This window comes from Kocuria sp. APC 4018, from assembly GCF_030407675.1.
In the GTDB taxonomy this organism is placed as follows: domain Bacteria; phylum Actinomycetota; class Actinomycetes; order Actinomycetales; family Micrococcaceae; genus Kocuria; species Kocuria rhizophila.
On sequence record NZ_JASDCY010000002.1, the window covers coordinates 1 to 25,428 of the forward strand.

Here is a 25,428-nt window from a genome sequence, read left to right on the forward strand (position 1 = left end):
ACACCCCCACCCCCGTGGAGATCCGCCGCAAGCGCTTCCCCGCCCACCAGATCACGGTGGACGAGGCCGTGGACCAGATGGAGCTGGTGGGCCACGACTTCTTCCTGTTCGTGGACAGGGATACCCAGGAGCCATCCGCCGTCTACCGCCGCAAGGGCTGGGAGTACGGTGTGATCAGCCTGAGCCAGGACGGGCGGTCCGAGCAGGAGAAGGTCCGGGCCTACCAGTCCGAGACCTCCGCCGCGGATTCCTGAGCCACCCCTGACGCGCGCCCACGCGCGCACCATGTCACGAGCGGGCCCCGCGACCACGTCGCGGGGCCCGCCCCACTGTGAGGGACCGCTCGGAGTCCCTCACGTACACTGTTCGGCGGTGCACCCTCTGTTCTGCCCGGTGCCCACCAAAGATCTCTGAGGAGCGAACACACGTGGCGTCATTCCTGGAAACGGTTCTCCGCACGGGCGACAAGCGCGTCCTGAAGCGACTGAGGACGTACGCGGACGCCGTGAACAGCCTCGAGGACGGGTTCAAGGAACTCACGGACGCGGAGCTGCGGGCAGAGACGGACGCGTTCCGGGAGCGCATCGCGGACGGCGAGTCGCTCGACCGGCTGCTGCCTGAGGCGTTCGCCGCTGTGCGCGAGGCGGCGTCCCGGACCCTGGGCCAGCGCCACTTCGACGTGCAGATCATGGGCGGTGCGGCACTGCACCTCGGCTACATCGCGGAGATGAAGACCGGTGAGGGCAAGACCCTGGTGGCCACGGCCCCGGCGTACCTCAACGCGCTCTCGGGCAAGGGCGTGCACGTGGTGACCGTCAACGACTACCTGGCCGAGTACCAGGCCAACCTCATGGGCCGCGTCTACCGTTTCCTGGGCCTGGAGACCGGGGTGATCCTGGGTGGTCAGGAACCCTCGGTGCGCCGCGAGCAGTACGCCGCGGACATCACCTACGGCACCAACAACGAGTTCGGCTTCGACTACCTGCGCGACAACATGGCGTGGACCAAGGACGAGCTCGTCCAGCGGGGCCACCACTTCGCGATCGTGGACGAGGTGGACTCCATCCTCATCGACGAGGCCCGCACCCCGCTCATCATCTCCGGCCCCGCCTCGGGGGAGGCCAACCGCTGGTACCGCGAGTTCGCGACCGTGGTGAAGACGCTCTCCCCGGAAACCGACTACGAGGTGGACGAGAAGAAGCGCACGGTGGGTGTGCTCGAACCGGGCATCGAGAAGGTCGAGGACTGGCTCGGCATCGACAACCTGTACGAGTCCCAGAACACCCCGCTGATCGGATTCCTCAACAACGCGATCAAGGCCAAGGAGCTGTTCCGCAACAACAAGGACTACATCGTCTCGGGCGGCGAGGTGAAGATCGTGGACGAGCACACGGGTCGCGTGCTCGCCGGGCGGCGCTACAACGAGGGCGTCCACCAGGCCATCGAGGCCAAGGAGGGCGTGGACATCAAGCCCGAGAACCAGACGATGGCAACCATCACCCTGCAGAACTACTTCCGCCTGTACGACAAGCTCTCCGGCATGACGGGCACCGCCCAGACCGAGGCCGCAGAGTTCATGAACACGTACGAGATCGGCGTGGTGGCCATCCCTCCGCACCGTGGCATCGCGCGCGAGGACAAGCGGGACGTGGTCTACAAGAACGAGGCCACCAAGTACGCGGCCGTGGTGCGCGACATCGAGGAGCGCCACGCGAAGGGTCAGCCCGTGCTCGTGGGCACGGCCTCGGTGGAGAAGTCCGAGTACCTCTCCCGGCTGCTCGCCAAGCGCGGTGTGCGCCACGAGGTGCTCAACGCCAAGAACCACGCCCGGGAGGCCGCGATCGTGGCCCAGGCCGGACGCAAGGGCGCGGTCACCGTGGCCACCAACATGGCGGGGCGCGGCACCGACATCATGCTCGGCGGCAACGCGGAGTTCAACGCCGTGGAGAAGATGGCGGAGCTGGGACTGGACCCGGAGCGGGACGCCGAGGAGTACGAGGCGCGGTGGCCCGAGGTGCTCGAGGCCTGCGAGGAAGCCACCCGGACCGAGCACGACGAGGTCCTGGAGGCCGGCGGGCTCTACGTCCTGGGCACGGAGCGTCACGAGTCCCGCCGCATCGACAACCAGCTGCGCGGGCGCTCGGGGCGTCAGGGCGATCCGGGGGAGTCCCGGTTCTACCTGTCGCTGTCCGACGACCTCATGCGCCTGTTCAACCCCGGTGCCGCCCAGCGGCTCATGGCGATCGCACCGGATGACGTCCCCGTCACGGGGCGGCTCATCACCTCCGGGATCGCGAACGCACAGAACCAGGTGGAGGGCCGCAACGCCGAGCAGCGCAAGAACGTGCTGAAGTACGACGACGTCCTCAACCGCCAGCGTGAGGTGGTCTACAAGGACCGCAGGCGGATCCTCATGGGAGACGACATCGAGGACCAGATCCGGCAGTTCACGGAGGAGGTCATCTCCTCCGTGATCGTGGAGCGCACCGGCAGGGGCCACCCCGAGGACTGGGACATGGACGGCCTCTGGGATGCACTGCGGGCCATCTACCCCGTGTCCCTGACCCCCGAGGAGGTCGCCGAGGAGGCGGGCGGGCTCCCGCGCCTGACCAGCGAGTTCCTGCAGGAGCAGATCCTCTCGGACGGCAGGGTGATGTACCAGGAGCGCGAGGAGGAACTCGGCTCCGAGGCCATGCGCAACCTGGAGCGCCGGGTGCTGCTGTCGGTCATCGGCCAGCGCTGGCCCGAGCACCTCTACGAGATGGACTACCTCAAGGAGGGCATCGGGCTGCGGGCCATGGCCCAGCGCGATCCCCTGGTGGAGTACCAGCGGGAGGGTCATGCGATGTTCCAGGACGTCATGGCCGCCATCCGCGAGCAGACGGTGGTGACTCTGTTCCACCTGGAGGTCCGCAAGCAGCGCACGGGAGCGGACGGTGGAGCCGTGGAGCTGAGCACCCCCCAGCGCCCGGCATTCCTGAAGTACACCGCCCCGGACGAGGACGGCACGCCCACGGCAGCCGTGGAGCGGGAAGGCTCCCCCGGCGTCGGTTCCTCGGACACCGTCGACTCGCAGGTCGACGCGGACGCCGCGGGCTCCACGGCGGCGCAGGGCGAGACTGCGTCCGCGGCCGTGTCGGAGGACTCCCAGGAGGTTGTCTCCAACCGGGCGCAGCGCCGCGGGAAGTCGGCGAGGAGCAGCTCCAAGGCCAGGCGCGGCAAGCGCCGCTGAGACCGGTACCGCAGTGGCGGGTCACCCCACCTCGAGGTGGGTGACCCGCCACTGCCGTGCCGAGCGCTCGATGCGCAGCGCCACGGCGCGAGCACGGGTGGACTCCTCCACCACGAGCGACGCCTCGTAGCAGCCGGGGGCCGGGCTGCAGACGCGGACCCGGCGGACGCGGGCGGCACGGTGCACCTCGAACAGGTCCCGCCGCTCGGGGCACTGCTCCTGCACGAGCTTCAGCATCGCGGCACGCTGGGTGAACCGCTCGACCACGTCGGGCTCGGTCCACCGGGACAACTGGGAAGCGGGCCGGGTTCCGGCCAGGATCTCCACTGCGGCCTGACCGATGCTGCGGGCGATCGCGCCCACGCGCTCGCTCTCGCTGCGTCCGGTGAGGGCGGCGGCCGAACGGTCCTGCCGCCACGCGTAGCCGCCCGGTGAGGTGCGGGGTGTCGGTGCGGGAACGGTGATGCTCATGGTGGGCTCCTTGGTGGGTGGGGCAGTGCATTCGGTCGGGAGGTCGGAGTGCGCCGGCGGCCGGTCAGGAGTCTCGCGGGCGTCGGGGACGGAGCGGCGCGGCGCGCGGCGGCGTTGCCCGGACCGCGGGGCCGCGGGGTGGGCGGTCATCCGGGGACTCCCGCGCTTCCCAGCAGCTGCGGTGGCACCCGCAGCTGCTGGCCGGGTCGGATCAGGTCCCCGTTCGCTTCCAGGACGTTGAGCTCCGCCCAGGAGCCCAGGTGCCGGCACACGTCCTCGTCCGTGGCCCGCGCACCCAGCAGCTGCTCCGTGAGGTCCCACAGGGTGTCGCCTCGGACCACGGTGAGGGAGCCGTCGACCACCCGCTCCGGTGCGGGTGCGTGCGTCGGCAGGGGAGCGTGCGTCGTCGTGCGCGGGGCGTGCGGCGAGTGCGGAAACCCGGGTGAGCCGGGAGCCTCCGGGCGGGCACCGGGGCTGCCCGGCGCCGCGGTGGCCGACTCGGGCTGCGGGGCCGGGGGAACGGACGGATGCACCGCGGCGTCGCCCGGTGCTGGAACGATGTCGTCGGTCGGCGCGAGCTGCTCCGTGCCCGTGGTCGGTGGTCCCCAGAACGGATCCACGGGGGCGTCGGCGGCGTGGGCGGGGACCACCGTGACCAGCTGGGCTCCCACGAGGGCGGCGGTGGTGCGGGCGATGAGCGCGGGAGTGAGGCGCCGCGCCCAGCGCTCCGCGCCCCGCCACCGGAGCACGTGCGCCACCAGGGCCACCCCGGCCATGGCCAGACCACCGAGCCACCAGGCCGCCACCGCGAGGCAGGCCGCTGCTGCGGTGACGGCCAGGGAGAGTTCTTGCGCGTCGAGGGCCCCGGCGGCGCTCAGCTGCGCGCTCCAGCGCAGCCCCAGCACACCCGTGACGGTGGCCAGAACGGGGACGCCGGACCACAGAACAGCTGACCGGCGGGAGGTCGGGGAGGGGCTGGGAGAGGGTGATCCCATTTTTGGCTCCGAAAAGTGTTGTTTGATGTCATTTGACATGTCTAGATCATCCGGTGCCCGTGGCTGCGAGTCAATGACCCATGAATACGGATGCAACCCGGCCGGAGTGCGGCTGTGGTGCGACGTCAGGCCCCCGTAGTGTGTGGCGCGGTGACGGCGGAGCCTCGGGACCGGGGCGGCCGTGCACGTCGGGGACGCGCTGTCGGTGTGGCGCCGGTTCGCGAGAGCTCAAGGGCACGGCCCACGGCGGCTACGGGAAGGAGATCGGCATGCGGTGGGACGAGCTGTTCCAGGATATGGAGTCGCAGCTGGAACGGGCCCGGATGAGTCAGGTGGAGCAGGAGGCCGTGGAGACGGCGCGCGCCGAGCTGGCCAGGCTCAGTCTGCTGGAGCGCCTGGCCGCGCACCGCGAGTCCACGGTGCGGCTGCGCCCGGCCCACGGGGAGACGCTCGAGGGCGAGCTCGTGGACGTCGGCGCGGGCTGGGCCGTGGTGCGCGAACGCCACCAGCAGCACCTGGTGCCGCTGCACTCGGTGGTGTGGTGGGAAGGGCTGCCGCGACGGTTCGAGGTGCTCCCGGAGCGGTCCACCGTCCGCCGGCTCGGCATGGGTCACGTGCTGCGGGCCCTGAGCACCGCTCGCGTGCACGTGCGGGTGGCCCTGCGGGAGCGGGGCGGGCAGGGCGACCTAGAGGGCACGGTGGACGCGGTGGGTCAGGACTTCTTCGACCTGGCGGTGCACCCCGAGGACCAGTTCCGCCGGCGGGCGGCGGTCACGGGTGTGCGGACCGTCCCGTTCCAGGCCGTGGCGCTGGTCTCGTCAGTGGACCCGGGCTGAGGTCTTCACTGCAGGGTGCCCTCACGGACGGCGTGCTGGGTGCGCTCGTACCCCTGCTGGATGTACTCCTCCAGCTTGGCCTTCTCCACGCGCCACTGGCCGCGACCGCCCACCTGGATGGCGGGCAGCTCTCCGGATCGCACCATGGCCCTGGCCTGCGGCACGGAGATGCACAGGATCTCGGCCACGTCCGCGAGAGTGAGGAATCGTTGTTGCGACATGGTCGTGCTTCACGTCCTTTGGAGTGAGATGGTGCGAAACGGGTCGGTTTCCGCTCTAAGTGTCCCACGAGATGAGAGCAGGAGCTGCTTGTCAACATGGGGAGCGGGGAATGGAGCCGTGGCCTCCTGTGTCCACATGACGCGCGTCACGCTACTGCCCAGCGCCCCCGCGCGGCACACTCGTGGGTAACCGGCAGGAGCCGGTCACGGGGGAAGGACACGGAGCATGGGACGTCAGCCAACACCGGAGCGGTCAGGGCACTCGAGTGCGTCGGCCGTCCGTTTCCGCAAGCCGTCGTGGCGGGACCCCCGGCTTCTGGTCGGACTGCTGCTGGTGCTGCTCTCCGTGCTGGGGGTGATCCTCCTGGTGGCCGCCGCCAACCGCAACGAGCCCTACTACGCCGCCGCGACCGACCTTGCCGTGGGGCAGCGGGTCACTGCCGAGGATCTCACCACCGTGGACGCGCACCTGCAGGAGACCTCCTCCCAGTACATCCCGGGGGTGCAGCCGTTGCACGAGGACGCGGTGGTCACCCAGCGGGTGCCGCGGGGGCAGCTGGTCCCCGCCGCGTCCATCGGCACGGCCGACCACCTGGACCGGACCTCCGTGGGCATTGCCCTGCAGACCCCCCTGCCATCCCAGGCCGACCCGGGGGCGCACGTGGACGTCTGGGTGGCCAAGCCCAAGCCCAGTGGACGCGGGTACGTGGAGCCGAAGAAGCTCGTCACGGCCGCGGAGATCGCACGCGTCGACACGACCGACACCGCGCTGGGCGGCTCCGGGGGCGTCACCGTTCACGTGCTCGTCACCCCGTCGCAGGTGGCACCGCTCGTGGACGCCCTCGGCAACGACGCGAAGGTGACCCTGGTGCCCAACACTGCGGGGAGCGGCTCGTGAGCATCTCCGTGGTGACCCTCGGGTCCGGCACGTGGGAGCTGGTGGAGCGGCTCGAGCGGCTGCACGGGGAGGTGACCGTGGTGCGGCGCTGCCTCGAGCTCTCAGAGCTGCTCGCGTGCGCGCACACGGGCATGGCGCAGCTGGCGCTCGTGGCGGAGGGCGGCGAGGACCTCACGGCGTCGCTGCTCGACCAGCTCGCGAGCAGTGGCCTGCGGGTGCTGGTGGTGGAGGGCCACGACGATCTGCGACTGTCCCAGCTCGGAGTGGGGTCCGTGGCGGCGGCGGTCACGGGGTCTGAGCTGTCGGAACGGATCCTCGGGGCCATGCAGGATCCACCCCGATCCCACGGTCGGGGCGAGCCCCGGGAGGACGCGGGCGCGCCCGGCTCGGAGCCGCCGAGGCACCCCGGTGCCGTGGACGGGTCCCGGGCCGCAGGGCCGGACGGGGAGGACGCGCGGAGCGGGGAAGGGCGGCAGGGCGACGTCGCCCGCGCCCGGGGGTCCCGGGGCCACACCGAGGAGGCCGATCACGGGACCGGTCCAGTGCCACCCACCGCCGGTGACGGCGTCGGGGAGAGCGCCGAGGACGGCGGGGAGCGCGAGCTGTGGCACCCGGAGGGGGACGTGGACGCCGGAGCAGGCGACGACGGGGTGGAACCCCGGCTCGTGGTGGTGTGGGGACCCGCCGGGGCACCGGGGCGCACCGTGGTCGCGATCAACCTCGCGGCCGAGGCGGCCCTGCACGGCGCGCGCGTGCTGCTGGTCGACGCGGACACCTACGCGGCGTCGGTGGCCGCGAGTCTGGGCATGCTCGACGAGGCCGCGGGGCTCGCACAGGCCTGCCGGCTCGCGGACCAGGGGAGGCTCGACGCCGACGCCCTGCGCCGCTGCGCCACCCCGGTCTCCGTGGCCGGCGGATCCGTGGCGGTGCTGAGCGGTCTCACGCGCCATGACCGGTGGCCCGAGCTGAGGGCGTCGGCGCTCGAGCTCGTGCTCGAACGCGCCCGCCAGGTCTGGGACCTCGTGGTCGTGGACGTCTCCTCCCCGCTGGAGGCGGACGAGGAGATCAGCACCGACTTCCTGGCTCCGCGCCGCAATGCCGGGGCGCTGAGTGCCGTGGCGGCGGCGGACACGGTTCTCGCCCTGGGCGCGGCCGACGCCCTCGGGGTCCCCCGCCTGGTGAAGGCCCTCCCGGACCTCGAGGATGCGGCACCCGAGGCGGCGGTGCTGGTGGTGATGAACAAGCTGCGTCCCGCGGCCACCGGGCGCGCCGCCCGCGCCGCCGTGACCGAGGCGTGGGAGCGCTTCTCCCCGGGGCACCCGATCGCCCACACGCTGCCGTGGGACCCCGCGGTGTGCGACGCCGCCCTGCTTGCGGGAGCCGTGCTCGCCGAGACGGCGCCCCGCAGTGCACTGCGCCAGGAGATCACCGCGCTCGCGCTCGCGGTGCGCCGGGGCGAGACCGTGTCCGCCGCGTCATCGGGCGCGGCGACCTCCGGTGGGACGGGCACTAGGCTGGGGCGTCGGATGGGCGCGTGGTTGCGCCGGGACTGAGAGAAGAGGCGGCCGCACATGGCATTCACCGATCCGCTGCGCTGCGTGGCGGACTTCGACGCCGGTGACGCCGAGTGGCTCCACCTGCTCGTGGGGGACTGGCAGCTCGTCGCGGACCTGGGCTTCGGGGATCTGCTGCTCTGCTTCCCCCAGGAGGTGGTGGCCGCCGCTCAGAGCCCCACGGGCCAGCCGATCCCCAAGGAGGGCACGGACTTCCTGGTGCTCGCCCACGCCCGACCGACCACGGGACCCACCGCCTACCAGAAGGACCTGGTCGGGGAGCTCGTGGACGGGCCGGCGGCGGGCACCCTGCGCCGGGCGTGGATCGACCGGCGGATCGAGCGCACCGGGCCCTCGGAGTGGTCGAACCTCGCTTCCCGCTCCGTCACGCTGGTCCCACTGGTGCGCAACAAGCGGACGATCGCCGTGGTCAGCCTGACCACGGATCCGCAGCGTGAACGGCTGCCCTCCCGCATGGAGCTGGTCTACCGGGAATCGGCCGCCGACCTGCTGCGCATGGCGAACCAGGGGACGTGGCCGGACTTCGCGGTGCGCAGCGACTCCCGCAGGGGAGCCCCGCGCGTGGGGGACGGCATGCTGCGGCTGAACGCCTCCGGAGTGGTGGAGTTCTGCTCACCCAACGGTCTCTCCACGTTCCGGCGCCTGGGCTTTCGCGGAGACCTCACCGGGCAGAACCTGCTGGGGGTCGCTCGTCAGCTCCCGCTCACGGCCCCCGGGGTGGACGAGACCCTGGCGCCCGTGCTGGCGGGCACCATGCCGTGGCGGGCAGAGCTCTCGGGGGTCAAGGCCTCGGCGACCCTGCGTGCCATCCCCCTGCGCCAGGGCTCGGAGCGCACGGGGGCGCTGCTGCTGTGCCGGGACGTCACCGAGCTGCGTCGGCGAGACCTGCAGCTCGTGTCCAAGGACGCCACCATCCGTGAGATCCACCACCGGGTGAAGAACAACCTGCAGACGGTCTCAGCACTGCTGCGGCTGCAGTCGCGCCGCATGCACTCGGAGGAGGGACGCAACGGGCTCCAGCAGGCGATGCGCCGGGTCAGTTCGATCGCCCGGGTGCACGAATCCCTCTCCCACGAGATCTCCGAGGACGTGGACTTCGACGAGCTCATGCGCCACCAGGTGAAGCTCGCGGTGGAGACGGCCTCCGCGGGCCAGCGCGTGCGCACGGAGGTCCACGGCTCGTTCGGCCGCCTGCCCTCGAAGAGCGCGACGTCCGTGGCCCTCGTGGTCAACGAACTCGTGGCCAACGCCGTGGAGCACGGGCTCAGGGACCGGGACGGCACCGTGGCGCTGTCCGTGCGCCACCTCGAGGACGAGACCACGGAGACGGGGGAGACCGATCGCGTGCTGGATATCGCCATCGAGGACGACGGCAGCGGAATGGGGGCCACCGTCATCGAGGAGTCCGGCGTGAGCGCCTATCGTCCCCCTGCCGAGGGCGAGGGGCTGGGCATGCAGATCGTGCGGACCCTCGTGGCCAGTGAGCTGCGCGGCAGCATCCGGTGGCAGTCCGCGGAGCAGGGCGGAACGAGTGTGGTCATCACGGCCCGGTTCCGCCAGCCAGCGTCCGGGCGGAGATGACGGGGCCCACCTGCGGCCGGATACGCGAACGGCCCGTGTTCCACCGGGTGGCGGATCACGGGCCGTTGGACGTGCGTGCGGACCTCAGGAAGCGCGACGGGCGCGGGCGGCGCGGCGCTTGAGCGCCCGGCGCTCGTCCTCGCTCATCCCGCCCCACACACCGGCGTCCTGACCGGACTCCAGGGCCCACTGCAGGCACGTGTCCATGACCTCGCAGGTGCGGCACACGGCCTTGGCCTCCTCGATCTGCAGGAGGGCAGGGCCCGTGTTTCCCACGGGGAAGAACAGTTCGGGGTCTTTCTCCAGGCAAGCTGCGCGACTACGCCAGTCCATGACGATGACACCGCTCCTTTCAGGAATTCGTGGTGTGCCGGTCCGCGGGAACCCGGGGGGAGCGCGGCGACCAGCCGCGTGGGGGAACCTGGCCATGACACAGAAAAGGCCCGTGAGATCGGGCCTTTGGGGATCTGTCACTACTTTCCCACGTAAACACAGCGTAAACAAGAGTCTGAGCGCTACATCACACCCGGGGCCCGTATCCGCCCGGTTCCGTGGCTGCCCGGGGCATGCCGGGGCACCGGTGGGGGTGCTCTCACTACAGTGGACGTGTCCAGCTCCCCTTCCGAAAGGCCCGCCATGAACCCCCCGGTGTCCCGCTCCACCACACAGGCACCCGGCCCCCGACCCTGGACCGCGACGGTCATCGCCGTGCTGGTGGCGCTGGAGTCGCTCGCGCTGCTCGTGATGGCGGTGGGTCTCGTCGTGTCGCTCTTCACGGGCCACGTCCTGCCGGTTGCCGGCATCGTCTTCGCGTCCGTGGTCCTGGTGGGTGGAGCATTGTGGCTCGCCGCGGCGGCACGCGGGGTGCTCGGCGGTCTGCGCTGGCCGCGCGCGGCCGTCCTGGTCTCCCAGGCATTCCTGCTCGTCGTGGGGCTGTCCTTGCTGCAGGTGGCACTGGGCGGGTGGGGCATCGCGCTCGCGGTGGTGGCCGTGGTCACGATCCTGTGCCTGTTCGCCCCGCCCACCGTCGCGTTCATGCACCGCACCCGGGACGACGCCGCCCGCTGAGATCCCGGTGCGCGGCCAGGGTCGCATCCCCCGTCCGCGATTGTCGGTGCCTGCCCACCGGGCTGTCCGGGGCTGGGTGCCGCCCCAGCTGCCGGATGGCGCTGGTGAGTCACCGCCCCAGGTCCGCCGGGCACGACGTGGTGGCACGCCACGACGTTCGTCCGGCCCGCGTCGTCACCGGGAAGAGTCGGAGGTGCGCCCCCTCACTCAAGAACCGGTTGGCGGCAGGGGGCACTGCAGGGGGGTCACGGTGCCCCGGTGCACCCAGAACCCCCGTCCCGGCGGCCCACCCAAGGACTGTCCGGTGAAGGAGGCCCCGAACGTGTCCCCGTCAAAGCTGCGGCGGGGTCTCAGGACCAGGGCGTCTGCGTTGTGCCGCCACGTCAGCAGCGGTGGGAACGTGGTCGCGGGGGAGTCCGTGAGCTGGATGCCCACGATCAGCCGCACACCCGGAAGCAGCCAGGCCTCCTCGGCGGGAGGGGGCGCGGAGTCCGCACCGTGGAGCGGGAGGCCGTCCCCGTCAGCCTCCGCCGCGCGGGAACTTCGTGCGGATCCGCCGGAACCGGATGCCTCCGCACGGGGAGCCGTTGCCGTGGGTCTCGACGGTGCCGGGTGAGCCTTTCGGGACGCGGAGCCAGTGTCGGGTCTCCCTGTCCATGCCGCCGCGAGCGCCCGCACGACGTCGGGTGCCAGGCGGTCGGCGTCGTCCAGGACCACGGTGGTCGGGCCCCGCACCCCCTCCAGGCGACGCAGCAGGGCATGGACGTCCTCCGCGCTGTGCAGCACCGGGCGCAGCACGTCGTGGCGCAACGTGCTCGGTCGGTGGTGCGCGGCCCCGGCGTCCGCGGTGTCCGGGTCCAGGTGCGCGTGGGCGGCGGCCAGGAAGCTGCTGCGTCCGCTGCGCGCCGGGCCCGCGACGACGAGCGTGGACCCCGGGCCCCACGGATGGCAGCGCGGGGACCCGTCGCGGGTGACGCCCAGCACGAGACCCGTGGAACGCGGGACGGGAGGGGTCCACGAGCTCGGCAGCGGGAACGCGGCCGGCCACGGGTGGGAAGCGCCAGGTGGCTCGACCGCCAGGGCGGGGTCCGACGCCGCGGTCGTCGTCGGGCGCGGATCCGGTCGTCGTGCGGGACCGGCCGATGCGGCGTCGTCGCCACCGGCAAGCTGCACCACGGCCATCCGCTCCGCGCGGGGAGCAGCGGACCCCGGCGCACACCGGTCCGCGACCGGCCCGCTCAGTGCGGCGCGTCCCGGACGCGCCGAGAACGGCGGCAGGCGCGGCCAGTGCAGCAGCGCATCCGGACTCTGCCCCTCCGGCAGGTGCAGCCGGTTGGGGCCGACGTGGGAGGCCCTGCCCGCCGCGAGGGCCCGGTCGCCGGTGACCAGTGCGGAGAGCCCTCGGGCCGTGCCGGTGGAGACGAGGGCGAGGACGTCGTCCTCCAGATGCGCCCAGGACCCCGCCCGGAAGTGCTGGCAGCAGCGGTCCCAGTCCTCCACGGCCAGCACGGCGCGGGGCCGGGTGCCCGGGACGCATCCGTGCTGCCCGCCCAGCCCGGCGCGGAGCATCTCGAGCAGGTGCGCCACGTCACCCGGCTCGTCCGCTCGTGCCCATCCCCGCAGCGCCGGGTGCGCGGCCACGCCCTCCGCGCTGGCCACCCCGTACAGCGCCTGATCCGACGCCGTGATGACGTACAGCGCCACGGGGTGCGCAGCGGAGGCGCCGGGCAGAGCGAGCGCGGCGCAGCGCCGGAGCAGAGCCGAGAACCAGCCGTGCACGGCGGCAGGACGGCCGATGAGCGCGAGGGCCCCGTCCTCCCACGGCCGCCACGCGGCGCGCCCGCTCCAGTGCTCCGCGGGGTCCTCCGCCGGACCCAGGTCCACGGCGTCACCGACGCCGCTGGGGAGCGCGTTCGCGGTCGCGGGCAGGGTCGGTGGCACCGCGCGGCTGCCGCCTGGAGCACCCTGCGGATCGTCGGGCAGGTGCGCCAGTGCCCCGTCCGCGCTCGCCGAGGCCCAGGAATCGGCCACGTCACGCACTGCTGCCGCCACATCCGGAGCCGGCCCGGAGGCTGCAGGACTCGCAGGCTGAGCCACCTGCGGCGGCCCGTGGTCGGGCGCCGAGGCCGTGAACGTGATCACAGGGGGTTGGGGAGCGGGTGGCCGCATTCGAGTCAGCACGGCTGCCTGCACCTCGACAGCGGGTCCGTCTCCGCGGTCGAGGTATCCCCGGCCGGGCAGCCCGGACGGGATGCGGGCCGCCTGGGTGCCCCCGATGACGTCGACGGACTCCTGCTCCGTGCGCACGCGCAGGCAGAGCGCCTGGGTGACGTTGGCGCGGACGTCCGCGGGCAGGGCACCCTGGGGTCGCTGCGTGGCCAGCACCAGGTGGACCCCCAGGGACCGTCCCACGGTCGCGACGACCGCGAGTTCCTGTGCCGCTTCCGGAAACGCATCCGTCAGCATCTTGGCCTCGTCCACCACCACGACCAGCTCCCGGATCGCCGGGGTGTCGGCGCCCCGCCCCAGCACCTCGGCCATGTCCCGCAGCCCGTGCGCTGCGAGGACCAGCTCGCGGCGTCGCAGCTCGGAGCGCAGGAACACGAGCGCCCGCCGGATCTCGTCCGCACCCAGGTCCGTGAGCAGTGTGGTGAGGTGGGGCAGCCCGGTGAGGGGTGCCAGGGCGGCGCCGCCCTTGAAGTCGATGAAGACGAACTCCAACCGGTGCGGTGGGCACTGCGCGGCGAGGCCGACCACGATCGTGCGCAGCACCTCGGACTTTCCGCATCCCGTGGTTCCGGCGATCAGCATGTGGGGGTGCTCATCGCTCAGCTGGATGCGCTCGACCCCCGCTCTGGACACACCGAAAGCGGTTCCCAGCACGTTCGCCGGGCGTGCCGCCGCCAGCGAGCGCCCCGCCCTCGTGCACGAGGTGTTCGCGGAGACAGCGTCGTGCGACTCGTCCGCGCCCAGGGGGTGTGCGTGCGCGCCACGGTGCGCGCCCGGGCTGTGCGACGCCGGGCTGTGCAACTCCGAGCCGTGCGGCGCAGGGAGGGCGGCGGCGTCGTCGTTCGTGAGAGCCAGGAGCTCGTGCGATCCGAGACGGCGGGGCAACCGGCCGCCAGCCGTTCCGGCCCCCGCGCTCGACACGCGACTCCAGGCGGCCACCGCGCGGGCGGCCTGCTCGCAGCCCACCGTGTCCGGGACGAGATCGATGCTGAACCGCTGGTCCTCCCCGGACAGCCCCGGCACGGCGTCGCACCTGCGGGTGGTGAGGCGCAGCTGCGCACCTGCTCCGGCGAGGACGGCTTCCCCGTCGTCGTGCGCGCTCGCGCGGGCCACGACCACGCGCAGCAGATCGGGGTGCTGCGGGCGCGTGCGGGCGTCGTCCGCCGTGAGCACCTCCAGGCCTGCGGTGCCCGGTGGGTCGTCCTGCGGCGGGGAATCCGACTCGGCAGGAGTCTCCGCTCGTAGAGGGGCCTGCCAGCCGAGGCCCGGGGACACGACGAGGCGGCCCAACGCACCGGGGCCGGTGAACAGCTGGACCGCCAGGGCGTTGAGCACCCCCACGGCCCGTGGGTGCTCCAGGGCGAGGGTGAGTGACGGGAGCGCCGCGAGGTCCACGATCACGGGTGCGCTGGGGTGCCACACCTCCCGCACGCGTACACCCTGCGCCCGGGACACGTTGCCGGCCCGCGCCCCGTGACCCAGGCGGACCCAGCGTGCCGCGGCCGCCCGGTCCGGCTCTCCTATCGGACGACTGCTCACCGGGTGTCCCGCCCCCGTGGCGGCGCCGGGCACCACGGGTCCTGGCGCCCTTCGAGGCGCGAACGCGCCTCCCGTGACGGAGCCGGTGGGGGCTGCTGGCGAGGAACGACGGTCTGGAGCGAGCGCGCGGCAGCGGTGGAGGACCTCGGCGGCCGAGGGCGCGGCGTGCGCGCACCGGCGGAGATCGCGGTCCAGTGCGGCCCGCAGCCGGTTCCCCGTGTCCCTGCGAACGCCCCGTTCGCCCACCCATCCCACGACGGTCGTGACGGCCCCGAGCGCGCTGAACACCAGGAAGAACCACCAGTGGGTGACCACCGCAATGCCGATCCCCGCGAGCAGGGGCAGCGCACCCGTGATCATGGTGAGCCTGGCACGGCGGCGGGACGGGGCGTCCACGGTCAGAGGACGGGCTGGATCCGCCTCCCGCGCGGTGATGCCCGGGGGCAGTTGCTGCTCCCCGGGCCAGGACGGCGAGCTCCCCGGCGCTCCGGGCAGTTCCACCCGGAGCCAGCTGAGACGACCACCGCGGCGCAGCCGCACCCGGTCCCCGGAATCGAGGCGGGTCCCGGTGGGAAGAACACTGAGACCGGTGCCGTCGAGCAGCAGGGAGAGATCGGCTCCGGAGGTGGCGCGGCTGCCCGGGGGCAGCAGGACCGGCCCGTCGTCCTGGAGGACGATGTCGCAGCGGCCCCTGGTCAGGAAGAAGCGGGTGCCCGCCCCGGTGCCCTCGACGACCTCGACCGTGGTCGTGTTTTCGCCGCCACCCGGCGTCGTGGTGGCCGTGTCCGAGGCACCGGGCGACACCGTGGACAGAGGTCCGTGCCACCGTGCGACTCCCTCCGGCCGCCCGGTGGCGGCGGTATCCCGGTCGTCCGTCACGGGAAGCAGCACGACCGTGGCGCCGTCCACCAGCGGGGTGGCCCCGACCGTCAGCCGGGCCAGGTCGCGGCCCTCAACCGTGGCGCGGTGCTCGGTGCCGACCAGCCGGGCAAGCTCGGCAGCCAGCTGCGCGCCGTCGCTGGCGGGGGCGGCGGTGACGGTCGCGGTGTGGGTGGTGCGCGTCCCGCTCCAGACGATGTGCAGAGTCAGGTGCATGGCGGCAGTACACCGTGCGGGTCAGGGCCCAGGAGGACGTCGGGCGGGTGGCGTGGGATGTCGGCTGTCCAAGGCCCATTGAGGGGAGGTGGTGCAGGGGGATTGCCGTGCGCGGCCCCGGTGCCCCCGCGGGAGCTCCCCCCGCGACGGAACGGCCCCACCTCCGCGGATCTCGCACGAGCGAGCCTCCGTGGCACGTTCGTGAGACAGTGTGGGACATGAAACCCCGCAAGGTCGTGATCGTCAGTCGCATTTTCCTGCCCGAACCAGCCGCCGCGTCATTTCGTCTGGCGGCGCTCGCACGCGGCTTCGCCGCAGAAGGGGCACAGGTCACCGTCCTCACCACGCGTCCACCCAAGGCCATGGACGCGGACTCGGTGAAGGAGCCGTACGACATCGTGCGTGTTCCCGTGCTTCGCAACAGCGAGGACTATGTGCGGGGCGTGGTGCAGTACCTGAGCTTCGACGTCCAGGCGTTCGCACGCCTTCTCGTCATGGACGCGGACATCGTGGTCAGCGAGCCGCCGCCCACCACGGGACTCGCCGTGTGGCTCTCGAGCGCCCTGAGGCGTCGTCCCTACATCTGGTACAACCCGGACGTGTGGACCTCGGCGACGGTCAACATGGATGTCCCCGGTGTCGTCACACAGCTGATGCGAGCGGCGGAGACCATCGCGTCCCGCCGTGCCGGGGGAGTGATCACCGTGTCGGAGTCCATGGGCGAAGAACTGCATCGTGTGACCGGAACTCCGTGGAGCAGGATGTTCGTGGCGGAGAACGGCATCGACACCGACACCTTCACGCCCGACGGCCCGGCGGCAGACGAGCCTGCGCCGTACTTCGTGTACACGGGCTCGATCTCGGAGTGGCAGGGCGTGGACGTGTTCGTCGAGGCCCTTGCCCAGATTCTGCCCCGTCACCCGGAAGTGACACTGCACGTGCTGGGACGCGGACCCGACCTGAACCGGGTCCAGGAGGTCGCCGCGCGCCTGACCCCGCAGAACGTGGTGTTCCACGGCGTGCAGAGCCCGGCACGCACAGCATCGTTCCTGCGCGGTTCCGTGGCATCTCTAGCCTCCGTGATTCCGTACAAGGGCTACGACTTCTCCAAGCCCACCAAGCTCTACGCCGCGGCAGCGTGCGGTGCGCCGTCCATCTACGCGGGCGTGGGTGCCGCCGCCGAGATGGTGCGCGACCACCAGCTCGGGACGCCTGTGGACTTCACACCGGAGGCCGTTGCCCGAGCCATGGAGGACGCGCTCGCCGCGGCCCGCAGCGAGGACCGTCGGACGACGAGCGACCGTGTCAGCGAGTGGGCCCGCCAGCACGCATCTCTCGCGGCCTCCGGGCGTGCCGCTGCGGCATGGGTGCTCAGCGGATTCGAACGCTCTGCTCACTGAGACCTCCCGCGCGGCAGACTCTCGCGGGGCAGTCGAGGTTGGGGCCGGTGGTCCAGGGTCAGGGCTGGGTGCTCCCCGGACCGGGGCCGTCCGACGGCCGTGATGCTTCCCACGCTGGCGCGCAGTGCGCGTCACACGGGGTGGAGCCAGCGGCGTCCGGTATTTTTAGGCAGGACGATGTCCGTGCATGGATCACGGAGAACCCTAGGAGGGACACATGAACACTGATCTGGTGGTCGTGGGCTCGGGACTGTTCGGTTTGACCGTGGCAGAACGAGCGGCACGCGAATTGGGTTTGAAGGTCACCATGATCGACCGGCGGCCCCACCTGGGCGGCAACGCCTACAGCGAGAACGAGGAGCGAACCGGGATCGAGGTGCACCGCTACGGCGCGCACCTGTTCCACACCTCCAACGAGCGCGTGTGGGAGTACGTGAACCGGTTCACCCAGTTCACCAACTACGTGCACCGCGTGTACACCCGCCACCAGGGCGAGGTGTACCCCATGCCCATCAACCTGGGCACGATCAACCAGTTCTTCCGTGCCGCGTACTCGCCCGGCGAGGCCCGCGAGCTGATCCGCGAGCAGGCCGGTGAGCTGGCGGGCACCGATCCGCAGAACCTCAACGACAAGGGCATCCAGCTGATCGGGCGCCCCCTCTACGAGGCGTTCATCAAGCACTACACCGGCAAGCAGTGGCAGACGGACCCCAAGGACCTGCCCGCGTCGATCATCTCCCGGCTGCCCGTGCGCTACACGTACGACAACCGCTACTTCAACGACACCCACGAGGGCCTGCCCGTGGACGGGTACACCGCGTGGCTCGAGCGCATGGCGGACCACCCGAACATCGACGTCCGCCTGGACACCGACTTCTTCGACGACTCGCAGGAGTTCTCCAAGTCCAACGTGGTGGGCCAGGTCCCCGTGATCTACACGGGCCCCGTGGACCGCTACTTCGACTACGCCGAGGGCGACCTCTCGTGGCGCACGATCGATCTGGAGGAGGAGGTCCTGGACATCGAGGACTTCCAGGGCACCTCCGTGATGAACTACCCGGACGCGGACGTCCCCTACACCCGCATCCACGAGTTCCGCCACTTCCACCCCGAGCGGGACTACACCAAGGACGCGACCGTGATCATGCGGGAGTTCTCCCGTTTCGCGGAGAAGGGCGACGAGCCCTACTACCCGGTGAACACCTCCGAGGACCGCGAGAAGCTGCTGGCCTACCGTGACCTCGCGCAGGGCGAGTCCTCCGTGCTTTTCGGCGGGCGCCTGGGAACCTACAAGTACCTGGACATGCACATGGCCATCGGCTCGGCGCTGTCCATGGTGGACAACAAGATCGCACCGCACTTCACCTCGGGTGCGCCCCTGACCAGCGGAGGAGTGGACGCATGAGCATGGAGCGCGCCAACCAGGCGGAGAAGGCTCAGACCTCGTCCGGCGAAGGCCAGGAATATCTCGCCAAGATCAACACGCAACCCCGCGGAGACAAGGATCTACGCGAGGTGGCACGCGTTGTGTTCCCTGCGGACAAGGACCTGGACGCCCTGCCGCTCTACATTGACGGCCCCATCAACGTGGAGGGCCCCTCCTCCGTGGGCGCAGACACTGCCAATCAGCACCCGGACGACATCATTTCCCGTCGCTCGGTCCGCATCCGGCCGGGACGTCGCGTGTCCTTCGGCTCGTACTTCAATGCGTTTCCCGCTTCCTACTGGAGGCGCTGGACCGTGGCGGATTCCGTCACACTGCGGGTCCGGACTTCAGGGGCCGGTTCCCTGATCGTCTACCGCTCGAATGCCCGTGGGGTGTCCCAACGCGTGGAGGATCGACGCGTGAACGGGTCCACCACGTGCGAGTTCGAACTCACCCTCGCACCGTTCGGCGACGGTGGCTGGTACTGGTTCGACTTGATTTCCGACGAGGAGGGCATGGTCCTGGACTCGGCGTCCTGGCTCGTGCCTTCCCACGGCCGTCCCGTGGGTCGTGTGACGCTGGGCGTGACCACGTTCAACCGTCCCGACTACTGCGTGAACACGATCAAGACCATTGCACAGGCGGACGGGCTGGACGAGGTCCTGGACGAGCTGATCATCGTGGACCAGGGCAACAAGCTGGTCCAGGACGAGCAGGACTTCCCGGAGGCGCAGAAGGCCATGCGCGGAAAGCTGCGCATGATCCGCCAGGGCAACATGGGTGGTTCGGGCGGGTTCGCGCGCAACATGTTCGAGGTCGTGGAAGGCCGACAGACTCCGCAAGGAGTCGAGAAGTCAGACTATGTTCTCATCCTGGACGACGACATCCTTTTGGAGTCCGAAGGTGTCCTGCGGGCGGCCGCATTCGCGGACATGTGCCACACCCCGTCGATCGTGGGCGGGCACATGTTCGACATGTACAACAAGCCGCTGCTCAACGCGTACGCCGAGGTCGTGAATCCTTACCGCTTCCTCTGGGGCCCGGTTGAGGGTCTGGGGGCCGTGGACTTCGCGGAACGGGGTCTGCGTTCCCGCCCCAAACTGCACCGCCGTTGGGACGCGGACTACAACGGCTGGTGGATGTGCCTCATCCCGCGCGTGATCCTCGAGGAGATCGGGCTGTCCCTGCCGGTGTTCATCAAGTGGGATGACTCCGAGTACTCGTTGCGAGCCAAGGCAGCCGGCCATCCCACGATTTCTCTGCCGGGCGCTGCGGTGTGGCACGTCTCCTGGGCGGACAAGGACGACGCCGTGGACTGGCAGGCCTACTTCCACGAGCGCAACCGGCTGATCGCCGCCCTGCTGCACTCGCCGTTCGCCAAGGGTGGTCGCATGCTGCGGGAGTCTCTCACGACGGACACCAAGCACGTCGTCTCCATGCAGTACTACCCGGCGAAATCCGTGCTGCTCGCCATCCAGGACGTACTGGACGGCCCCGACCGGCTCCACGAGATGCTGCCCACCCGCATGCCCCAGATTCGCGCCATGAAGGACGAGTACTCGGATGCTCGTGTGGTCCAGGACCCCTCTGAACTGCCGCCTGTACGGCGGGCCAAGCCGCCGAAGACCATGGAGGCGCCGAAGTCCCCGACCAAGGCACAGCTGATCCCGTGGGCCGTCCGCACCGTGCTCAAGCAGACCTTGCGTCCGGTGCGCAGCATGGCCAAGGAGTACCCCGAGGCCAGCGTGGCGCACATGGATGGGCACTGGTCGTACCTGGCGACGCTGGACTCTGCCGTGGTCTCCAACGCAGACGGCACAGGAGCATCCTGGTACCGCCGTGATCCCGCGCAGGTCCGGGAGCTCATGGCCGAAAGTGTGAAGCTTCACGCCGAGCTGCTCTCGCGCTGGGACTCCCTGAGCGAGCAGTACCGCGCTGCTCTCCCGGAGATCACGTCGGTGGAGGCGTGGGCCCGGACATTCGCGGAGAATGGCTCCGAGCAGTAATTCGCACCCGCTCGACGCCGCACGCTCAGTTGGGTGTGCGGCGTCGGCGCGTCCGAAGCGGCTACGCGGAGGACGAACTGTGCCAGGAAAGGACGGCAGATGGAAACTCAAACTCCCCCCACGCACTTGCGGCCGCCGGGGCAGGATCGTGGTCTGCGCGACGTGTTCGCGAACAGGTTCCTGCTCAAGCTCATCGTGGACAAGGAGATCCAGATCCGCTATCGCGGGACCGTGCTGGGTTTGCTGTGGTCCTACCTCAAACCGGGTGTGCAGTTCTTGGTGTTCTACATCGCCATGGGAGTGTTCCTGGACCTCAACCGGGGTATTGAGAATTTCGCGGTGTACCTGTTCTCCGGCATTGTGGTGATGAACCTCTTCGGGGAAGTCTTTGGCAACGCCTCGCGCTCCGTGGTGGCGAACGGTGGACTGCTCAAGAAGATCTATCTGCCTCGCCAACTGTTTCCAGTGTCCAATTTGCTGGTGGCGTTCGTGCACTTCGTGCCCCAGCTGGTCATCCTGTTGCTGGCGTGCCTGCTCACGGGCTGGAGCCCAGGGATAAAGCAGCTTCTGGCCGTGATCGTCGGCACGCTCATCATCTCGCTCTTCTCGCTGGCGCTTGGCATGCTTTTTGCCACGTTCAACGTTTTCTTCCGGGATGCAGAAAACATCGTGGACCTGGTCATCATGGTGTCCACCTGGGCATCGCCCGTGCTCTACATGTGGACCATGGTGCAGGACAAGCTGTGGAGCTGGGTGTACTACGTGTACATGCTGAACCCGTTGACCGTGGCGGTCGAGCTGTTCCACTACGGATTCTGGTTTTCCACGACAGAGACGCCTCAGTCCTGGCACGTGCCGCCCCACCTCCTCACGGGGTGGACCCCTGTGGCCATCGTGACCAGCCTCATCCTCTACTTCCTCGCGGACAAGCTGTTCCGCTCCCAAGAGGGCAACTTCGCGCAGGAGCTGTGAATCATGTCTAGTTCATCCACTCAGCACACACCCGCACACGCGGATGCAGAGCTCGCCATCAGTGTCAGCCACATGACCAAGGAATTCGTGCTGCGCCACACGCGCTCCATGAAGGAGGCCTTCGTGTGGCTGGTGAAAGGGCGCAAGGGGGACCTGACCGCGAAATTCACCGCGCTCAACGACGTCTCTTTCGACATTCACGACGGCGAGACCGTGGCCCTTCTGGGGTTCAACGGCTCCGGCAAGTCCACGACCCTCAAGATGATCTCCGGGGTGATGAACCCGGACTCGGGGGAGATTCTCACCCGGGAGAAAGTCGCCGGGCTCATCGAGGTGGGCGCAGGCTTCCACCCTGACCTCACGGGGCGCGACAACGTCTACCTCAACGGCGCCATCCTGGGCATGACCAAGGAGGAGATCGATGCCAAGTTCGACGACATCGTGGCGTTCTCGGAGATCGCTGAGTTCATCGACACCGAGGTGAAGTTCTACAGCTCGGGCATGTACCTGCGTCTGGCGTTCTCCGTGGCCATCCACACCGATCCAGAGGTGTTCCTCGTGGACGAGATCCTCTCGGTGGGCGACGAGCCGTTCCAGAAGAAGTGCATCGGCCGCATCAAGGACCTGGTGCGCCGGGGCAAGACACTCGTGGTGGTCAGCCATGACCTCAACCTGGTCATGGACATCTGTGAGCGCGGCATTGTCATGGACCACGGTTCCAAGGTCTTCGACGGCAGCGTGTACGGAGCCGTGGCGCACATGCGAAATCAACCAGAGGAAGACGTCCGTCGCGAACACGTCGAAGGACTGGAACGGGCGTTGGAGGAAAAGCGCCGGAAGCGGGAGTGGCAGGCGCGGGAGGCCGCCGAGCGGGGGGAAGACTTCGTGCCCCAGTACGATCCCGATCTGGACGGCCCCCTGGCGGGTTGAGCGGGCCCGGTCCGCGCCCGGGTGAGAGAACGACGGCGCCGCGAGAGTCCTGCTCTCGCGGCGCCGTCGTTCTGGCGCGGGGGTCACCCGCACCCGGTGATCTTGTAGAGCTTGGCCTCAGGGCCGGTTTGTGCCACGAGTTCGAAGCCGTTCTGCGGGGTGAGCTGGTCGTAACCGGTGGTGTCGAATTCTGCGAAGAGGTTCACCCGCCGAGTGCCGAAGTCCAAGACATACTGGACATTGTGCTCCCTCAGAGCAGGGCAGACCGCGGGGTCCGTGGTCAACTCGTCCAGGTGGTGGATGATCACCGACACGCCCGGGTCCGCCACCAGCCCGTTGTGGGGGATGAGCACCTCGGTGCCCGAGACCGCGTAGGCCTGGGACGTTCCGGTGAGCGGGTTGCCGTAGACCACCGCATCGGAGGGCACGTACTCGGGCAGTTCCTCGAGTAGGGCGAGTTCTTCCGGGGACACCAGGGCGTACGGGTAGTCGCCGGCTCCCGCATACAGGTTTTTGCCGTAATTCACCACATCCGTCATGGCCTGGGCCTGCAGCAGCTGCCATCCGAGAAGGACGGCCAGCGCGCCGCCGATCACCGCGGTGCCGCGAGAACGCATCAGGGACAAGAGTCGCGTAGCCGCAGCGCGCACTCCTTGGGTCGCCCGCGGGCTGCGGGCAGCCCGGGCCGCCGTGCGCCGGGCCCGAGACACCACCCAGTGCACCAGGGCTACGGCCCCGGCGCTAGCCATGGGAACGGCCACCACGGGGATCAGGGCCAGGATGCGGTGCACGTCGTTGTACCAGATGCCGCCCCAGTCGTAGCGCAGTTCCGCATTCCTGGAAGAGGCCACGAGCACGTAGAGCCACACCAGGAATGCCCAGGCCCCCACAACCCACCGGGAGCGGTGGCGCAACAGGGTGCCCGCGCCCAGGAGCACCACGATGACGAGGGCCCAGGGAAGGTGCGGGGCATTGGGGTGCACGGTCGCCAGGGCCTCGCCAAGGGCCTGGGCCTCCGTGACATGGGGCTTCCACGAGGAAGCCGTCTGGCTGGCCCGAGCCGCGAACCAAATTTGCTGCAGGATGGGCAGCCAGGCCACCAGGCCCACTCCGGTGAGGACCTTGAACCACCACGGTCTGGTGTGGCGCACCATGCGCCACCACGCCGTGAGGAGCATGATCCACAGCAGGGCCAGACCCACCACCACCGAGGATGGGTGAGCAAGTCCCATGGCCCCGGTGACGGCCAGGATCGTGACCCAGAGGGCGGCCTTGGACCGGAGATATGGCTCCCGAGAGAGGCCCAGCGCGTCCGTGAGCAGGCCCAGCCATACAGGGAGGAAGGCGATGGACATGGCGTTGGGGAACAAGTTGCCGTAGAAGCTCAGCAGGTAGGGGAATGCAGGAAAACTCGAGGCCATCAAGCCCGCGGCCACGGACACCGTGGGTCGGGAACCGAGCAATCGGGTGGTGAAGTAGAGGCAGCCCAGAACCCAAACTACGCCGCTAATCATCATGGTCATGGCGTTCCCCGTGAGGACCACCGGAAGGCCAGTCACCTGTGTCACGAACGCTGCGGTGTCGTGCCACGCCGCCGGGTAGAAGGTCGGTTCTACCACTCCCAGTCCGCCCAGCGTGAGTGAGGAGGCCTGTCCGGTCTCCTGGATGTAGCGCACAGCGTTGTAGTGGAAGTTCGCGTCGTACGTCTGCGAGTAGGCGTCTGGAGTTTGCATGATGAGGTGCAGGCGCTGCACCACGATGCCGATGCCGAGTGCCGCCGCGCACCACAGCCCCACGAGGGATGTGGTGATGCGCTCCCGCCAGGGGGTGGCGCCCACCCACGGTCCGGCCATGAGGCGGCGTCGAGCGGGGAGCAGTGCCAGCCACAGCACGAGCGCCACCACGACGAACGCGAGGGCGACCGTGAGAGGGTTCCACGGCACCCCCGCGAGCCCGAAGATCACGGCTGAGGCGCTGAACCCCGCGACGGACAGCGGGATCACCGCCGCGCTGCGGGCGAGCCCGCGCAGACCGAGGGCCACGCTGAGCAGCGCGCCCGGAAGGACCATCAGGATCCCCACCAGCGCGTACGAGGGAAGTGCTTCTAGCCAGCTCACGGGATCCATGACTCCAGACAGCGGGGGGCGGGTACGTGGGAAGTTTAGTGGACGGGGTGCGAGCACCCGGACGGGGTCCGCGGTGGAACTCGCAGAATTCTGCAAGGGCTCCGGCCATCCGAGGGGGAGTGGTTGCCGCCGCACGCTGTGGAACAATGGTCCCCGTGAGTCGAGCGTGGATAGTGATGCCCGTGTACAACGAGGCCGAGGTGGTGGGTGAGGTCCTGGAGAATCTCCGGAGGACCTTCCCGCACGTGGTGTGCGTTGACGACGGCTCCACGGACGACTCCGCACAGATCTGCCGGGACGCCGGAGCCGTGGTGGTCCAGCACCCCATCAACCTGGGGCAGGGTGCCGCGCTGCAGACGGGCTTCGAGTACGCGCTGCAGGACCCGGAGATGGACTGCGTGGTCACGTTCGACTCGGACGGCCAGCACCGCGTGGTGGATGCGTACGACATGGTTCAGCGCATCCGCACCGGCGAGGCCGAGGTGGTCCTGGGCTCGCGCTTCCTGGACGACCGCACCCAGGTGTCCAAACTCAAGCGCCTGGTGCTGCGCACGGCCGCTTTCGTGTCAAAGTTCACGAGCGGCATGGACCTCTCCGACGCCCACAACGGGCTGCGTGCGATCGACCGCTCCACCGTCGCCAAGCTGCACCTGCAGCAGAACCGCATGGCGCACGCCTCGGAGATCGTCAACCGGTTCGCGGAGCTCAAGCCCCGGTGGGTGGAGCACCCCGTGGAGATCATCTACACCGACTACTCACGCGGCAAGGGCCAGTCCCTGCTCAACGGCGTGAACATCCTGGCCGAACTGTTCGTGAAGTAGCGAGACGC

19 protein-coding genes are annotated in these 25,428 nt (G+C 69.9%); 13 read left to right on the top strand and 6 right to left on the bottom strand.

Going from position 1 to position 25,428, the window contains the following annotated elements:
* A partial coding sequence (locus QL985_RS00505) for a sigma 54 modulation/S30EA ribosomal C-terminal domain-containing protein (protein ID WP_290147154.1) occupies positions 1 to 254 on the top strand: 254 nt, incomplete at its 5' end.
* 173 nt (positions 255 to 427) lie between these two features.
* A complete protein-coding gene (secA, locus tag QL985_RS00510) occupies positions 428 to 3,232 on the top strand; it encodes a preprotein translocase subunit SecA (RefSeq protein ID WP_259906093.1) in 2,805 nt (934 codons plus the stop codon).
* 21 nt (positions 3,233 to 3,253) lie between these two features.
* Here secA and QL985_RS00515 read toward each other — a convergent pair whose 3' ends face one another.
* Together QL985_RS00515 and QL985_RS00520 are read right to left on the bottom strand one after the other, a co-directional pair.
* On the bottom strand, positions 3,254 to 3,703 hold the full coding sequence (locus tag QL985_RS00515) for an Rv3235 family protein (RefSeq protein ID WP_047979002.1): 450 nt from the start codon (positions 3,701 to 3,703) through the stop codon (positions 3,254 to 3,256).
* Positions 3,704 to 3,849: 146 nt separating this feature from the next.
* Positions 3,850 to 4,698, bottom strand: a complete 849-nt coding sequence (locus QL985_RS00520) for a LysM domain-containing protein (RefSeq protein WP_135009884.1) — start codon at positions 4,696 to 4,698, stop codon at positions 3,850 to 3,852.
* 269 nt (positions 4,699 to 4,967) lie between these two features.
* Here QL985_RS00520 and QL985_RS00525 point away from each other — a divergent pair, with 269 nt between their 5' ends.
* A complete protein-coding gene (locus QL985_RS00525; RefSeq protein ID WP_039101775.1) occupies positions 4,968 to 5,534 on the top strand; it encodes a hypothetical protein in 567 nt (188 codons plus the stop codon).
* A 5-nt stretch (positions 5,535 to 5,539) separates the two neighbouring features.
* Here QL985_RS00525 and QL985_RS00530 read toward each other — a convergent pair whose 3' ends face one another.
* Positions 5,540 to 5,755 (bottom strand): helix-turn-helix domain-containing protein, encoded by a 216-nt coding sequence (locus tag QL985_RS00530; RefSeq protein ID WP_019309417.1) that lies wholly within the window; start codon positions 5,753 to 5,755, stop codon positions 5,540 to 5,542.
* A gap of 226 nt (positions 5,756 to 5,981) precedes the next feature.
* Between QL985_RS00530 and QL985_RS00535 the strand changes: the two genes are divergently transcribed.
* The 3 genes from QL985_RS00535 to QL985_RS00545 are packed head-to-tail and all read left to right on the top strand — an operon-like array spanning position 5,982 to position 9,808.
* A complete protein-coding gene (locus tag QL985_RS00535; RefSeq protein ID WP_047979000.1) occupies positions 5,982 to 6,653 on the top strand; it encodes a hypothetical protein in 672 nt (223 codons plus the stop codon).
* Positions 6,650 to 8,206, top strand: coding sequence for a hypothetical protein (locus tag QL985_RS00540; RefSeq protein WP_259906106.1), 1,557 nt, complete (start codon positions 6,650 to 6,652; stop codon positions 8,204 to 8,206). Before QL985_RS00535 ends, QL985_RS00540 begins: the two co-directional genes overlap by 4 nt.
* A gap of 18 nt (positions 8,207 to 8,224) precedes the next feature.
* Positions 8,225 to 9,808 carry a sensor histidine kinase gene (locus tag QL985_RS00545; protein WP_019309414.1) on the top strand — a complete coding sequence of 528 codons (1,584 nt, stop codon included), beginning with the start codon at positions 8,225 to 8,227 and terminating at the stop codon, positions 9,806 to 9,808.
* An 84-nt stretch (positions 9,809 to 9,892) separates the two neighbouring features.
* Here QL985_RS00545 and QL985_RS00550 read toward each other — a convergent pair whose 3' ends face one another.
* On the bottom strand, positions 9,893 to 10,141 hold the full coding sequence (locus QL985_RS00550) for a WhiB family transcriptional regulator (RefSeq protein WP_019309413.1): 249 nt from the start codon (positions 10,139 to 10,141) through the stop codon (positions 9,893 to 9,895).
* Between the two features lie 303 nt (positions 10,142 to 10,444).
* Between QL985_RS00550 and QL985_RS00555 the strand changes: the two genes are divergently transcribed.
* Positions 10,445 to 10,876 (top strand): hypothetical protein, encoded by a 432-nt coding sequence (locus QL985_RS00555; RefSeq protein ID WP_019309412.1) that lies wholly within the window; start codon positions 10,445 to 10,447, stop codon positions 10,874 to 10,876.
* A 207-nt stretch (positions 10,877 to 11,083) separates the two neighbouring features.
* Here the strand turns inward: QL985_RS00555 and QL985_RS00560 are convergent, their stop codons facing one another.
* Positions 11,084 to 15,739: an FtsK/SpoIIIE domain-containing protein gene (locus tag QL985_RS00560; RefSeq protein WP_259906102.1), complete on the bottom strand. Its 4,656-nt coding sequence runs from the start codon at positions 15,737 to 15,739 to the stop codon at positions 11,084 to 11,086.
* A gap of 218 nt (positions 15,740 to 15,957) precedes the next feature.
* On the opposite strand from QL985_RS00560, the gene QL985_RS00565 reads away from it, so the two are divergent.
* The 5 genes from QL985_RS00565 to QL985_RS00585 all read left to right on the top strand — a co-directional run bounded on the left by QL985_RS00565 (position 15,958) and on the right by QL985_RS00585 (position 22,473).
* Positions 15,958 to 17,139 (top strand): glycosyltransferase family 4 protein, encoded by a 1,182-nt coding sequence (locus QL985_RS00565; protein WP_029603138.1) that lies wholly within the window; start codon positions 15,958 to 15,960, stop codon positions 17,137 to 17,139.
* A 217-nt stretch (positions 17,140 to 17,356) separates the two neighbouring features.
* Positions 17,357 to 18,544, top strand: a complete 1,188-nt coding sequence (gene glf / locus QL985_RS00570; RefSeq protein ID WP_019309409.1) for a UDP-galactopyranose mutase — start codon at positions 17,357 to 17,359, stop codon at positions 18,542 to 18,544.
* A complete protein-coding gene (locus QL985_RS00575) occupies positions 18,541 to 20,571 on the top strand; it encodes a glycosyltransferase (protein ID WP_019309408.1) in 2,031 nt (676 codons plus the stop codon). The genes glf and QL985_RS00575 overlap by 4 nt, the downstream gene beginning before the upstream one ends.
* A 99-nt stretch (positions 20,572 to 20,670) precedes the next feature.
* A complete protein-coding gene (locus QL985_RS00580; RefSeq protein WP_019309407.1) occupies positions 20,671 to 21,543 on the top strand; it encodes an ABC transporter permease in 873 nt (290 codons plus the stop codon).
* A 72-nt stretch (positions 21,544 to 21,615) separates the two neighbouring features.
* Positions 21,616 to 22,473 (top strand): ABC transporter ATP-binding protein, encoded by an 858-nt coding sequence (locus QL985_RS00585; protein WP_224764824.1) that lies wholly within the window; start codon positions 21,616 to 21,618, stop codon positions 22,471 to 22,473.
* An 83-nt stretch (positions 22,474 to 22,556) separates the two neighbouring features.
* On the opposite strand, the gene QL985_RS00590 is transcribed toward QL985_RS00585, so the two are convergent.
* Positions 22,557 to 24,599 (bottom strand): DUF6541 family protein, encoded by a 2,043-nt coding sequence (locus QL985_RS00590; RefSeq protein ID WP_019309405.1) that lies wholly within the window; start codon positions 24,597 to 24,599, stop codon positions 22,557 to 22,559.
* 146 nt (positions 24,600 to 24,745) lie between these two features.
* On the opposite strand from QL985_RS00590, the gene QL985_RS00595 reads away from it, so the two are divergent.
* Complete coding sequence (locus QL985_RS00595; RefSeq protein ID WP_019309404.1) at positions 24,746 to 25,420, top strand: glycosyltransferase family 2 protein; 675 nt, start codon at positions 24,746 to 24,748, stop codon at positions 25,418 to 25,420.
* The last annotated feature ends 8 nt before the right edge of the window (positions 25,421 to 25,428 follow it).

Coding starts and splice junctions, on each gene's coding strand:
- QL985_RS00515 (WP_047979002.1), bottom strand. CDS start 3,703: ATGAGCATCACCGTTCCCGCACCGACACCCCGCACCTCACCGGGCGGC.
- QL985_RS00520 (WP_135009884.1), bottom strand. CDS start 4,698: ATGGGATCACCCTCTCCCAGCCCCTCCCCGACCTCCCGCCGGTCAGCT.
- QL985_RS00525 (WP_039101775.1), top strand. CDS start 4,968: ATGCGGTGGGACGAGCTGTTCCAGGATATGGAGTCGCAGCTGGAACGG.
- QL985_RS00530 (WP_019309417.1), bottom strand. CDS start 5,755: ATGTCGCAACAACGATTCCTCACTCTCGCGGACGTGGCCGAGATCCTG.
- QL985_RS00535 (WP_047979000.1), top strand. CDS start 5,982: ATGGGACGTCAGCCAACACCGGAGCGGTCAGGGCACTCGAGTGCGTCG.
- QL985_RS00545 (WP_019309414.1), top strand. CDS start 8,225: ATGGCATTCACCGATCCGCTGCGCTGCGTGGCGGACTTCGACGCCGGT.
- QL985_RS00550 (WP_019309413.1), bottom strand. CDS start 10,141: ATGGACTGGCGTAGTCGCGCAGCTTGCCTGGAGAAAGACCCCGAACTG.
- QL985_RS00555 (WP_019309412.1), top strand. CDS start 10,445: ATGAACCCCCCGGTGTCCCGCTCCACCACACAGGCACCCGGCCCCCGA.
- QL985_RS00560 (WP_259906102.1), bottom strand. CDS start 15,739: ATGCACCTGACTCTGCACATCGTCTGGAGCGGGACGCGCACCACCCAC.
- QL985_RS00565 (WP_029603138.1), top strand. CDS start 15,958: ATGAAACCCCGCAAGGTCGTGATCGTCAGTCGCATTTTCCTGCCCGAA.
- glf (WP_019309409.1), top strand. CDS start 17,357: ATGAACACTGATCTGGTGGTCGTGGGCTCGGGACTGTTCGGTTTGACC.
- QL985_RS00575 (WP_019309408.1), top strand. CDS start 18,541: ATGAGCATGGAGCGCGCCAACCAGGCGGAGAAGGCTCAGACCTCGTCC.
- QL985_RS00580 (WP_019309407.1), top strand. CDS start 20,671: ATGGAAACTCAAACTCCCCCCACGCACTTGCGGCCGCCGGGGCAGGAT.
- QL985_RS00585 (WP_224764824.1), top strand. CDS start 21,616: ATGACCAAGGAATTCGTGCTGCGCCACACGCGCTCCATGAAGGAGGCC.
- QL985_RS00590 (WP_019309405.1), bottom strand. CDS start 24,599: ATGGATCCCGTGAGCTGGCTAGAAGCACTTCCCTCGTACGCGCTGGTG.
- QL985_RS00595 (WP_019309404.1), top strand. CDS start 24,746: ATGGTCCCCGTGAGTCGAGCGTGGATAGTGATGCCCGTGTACAACGAG.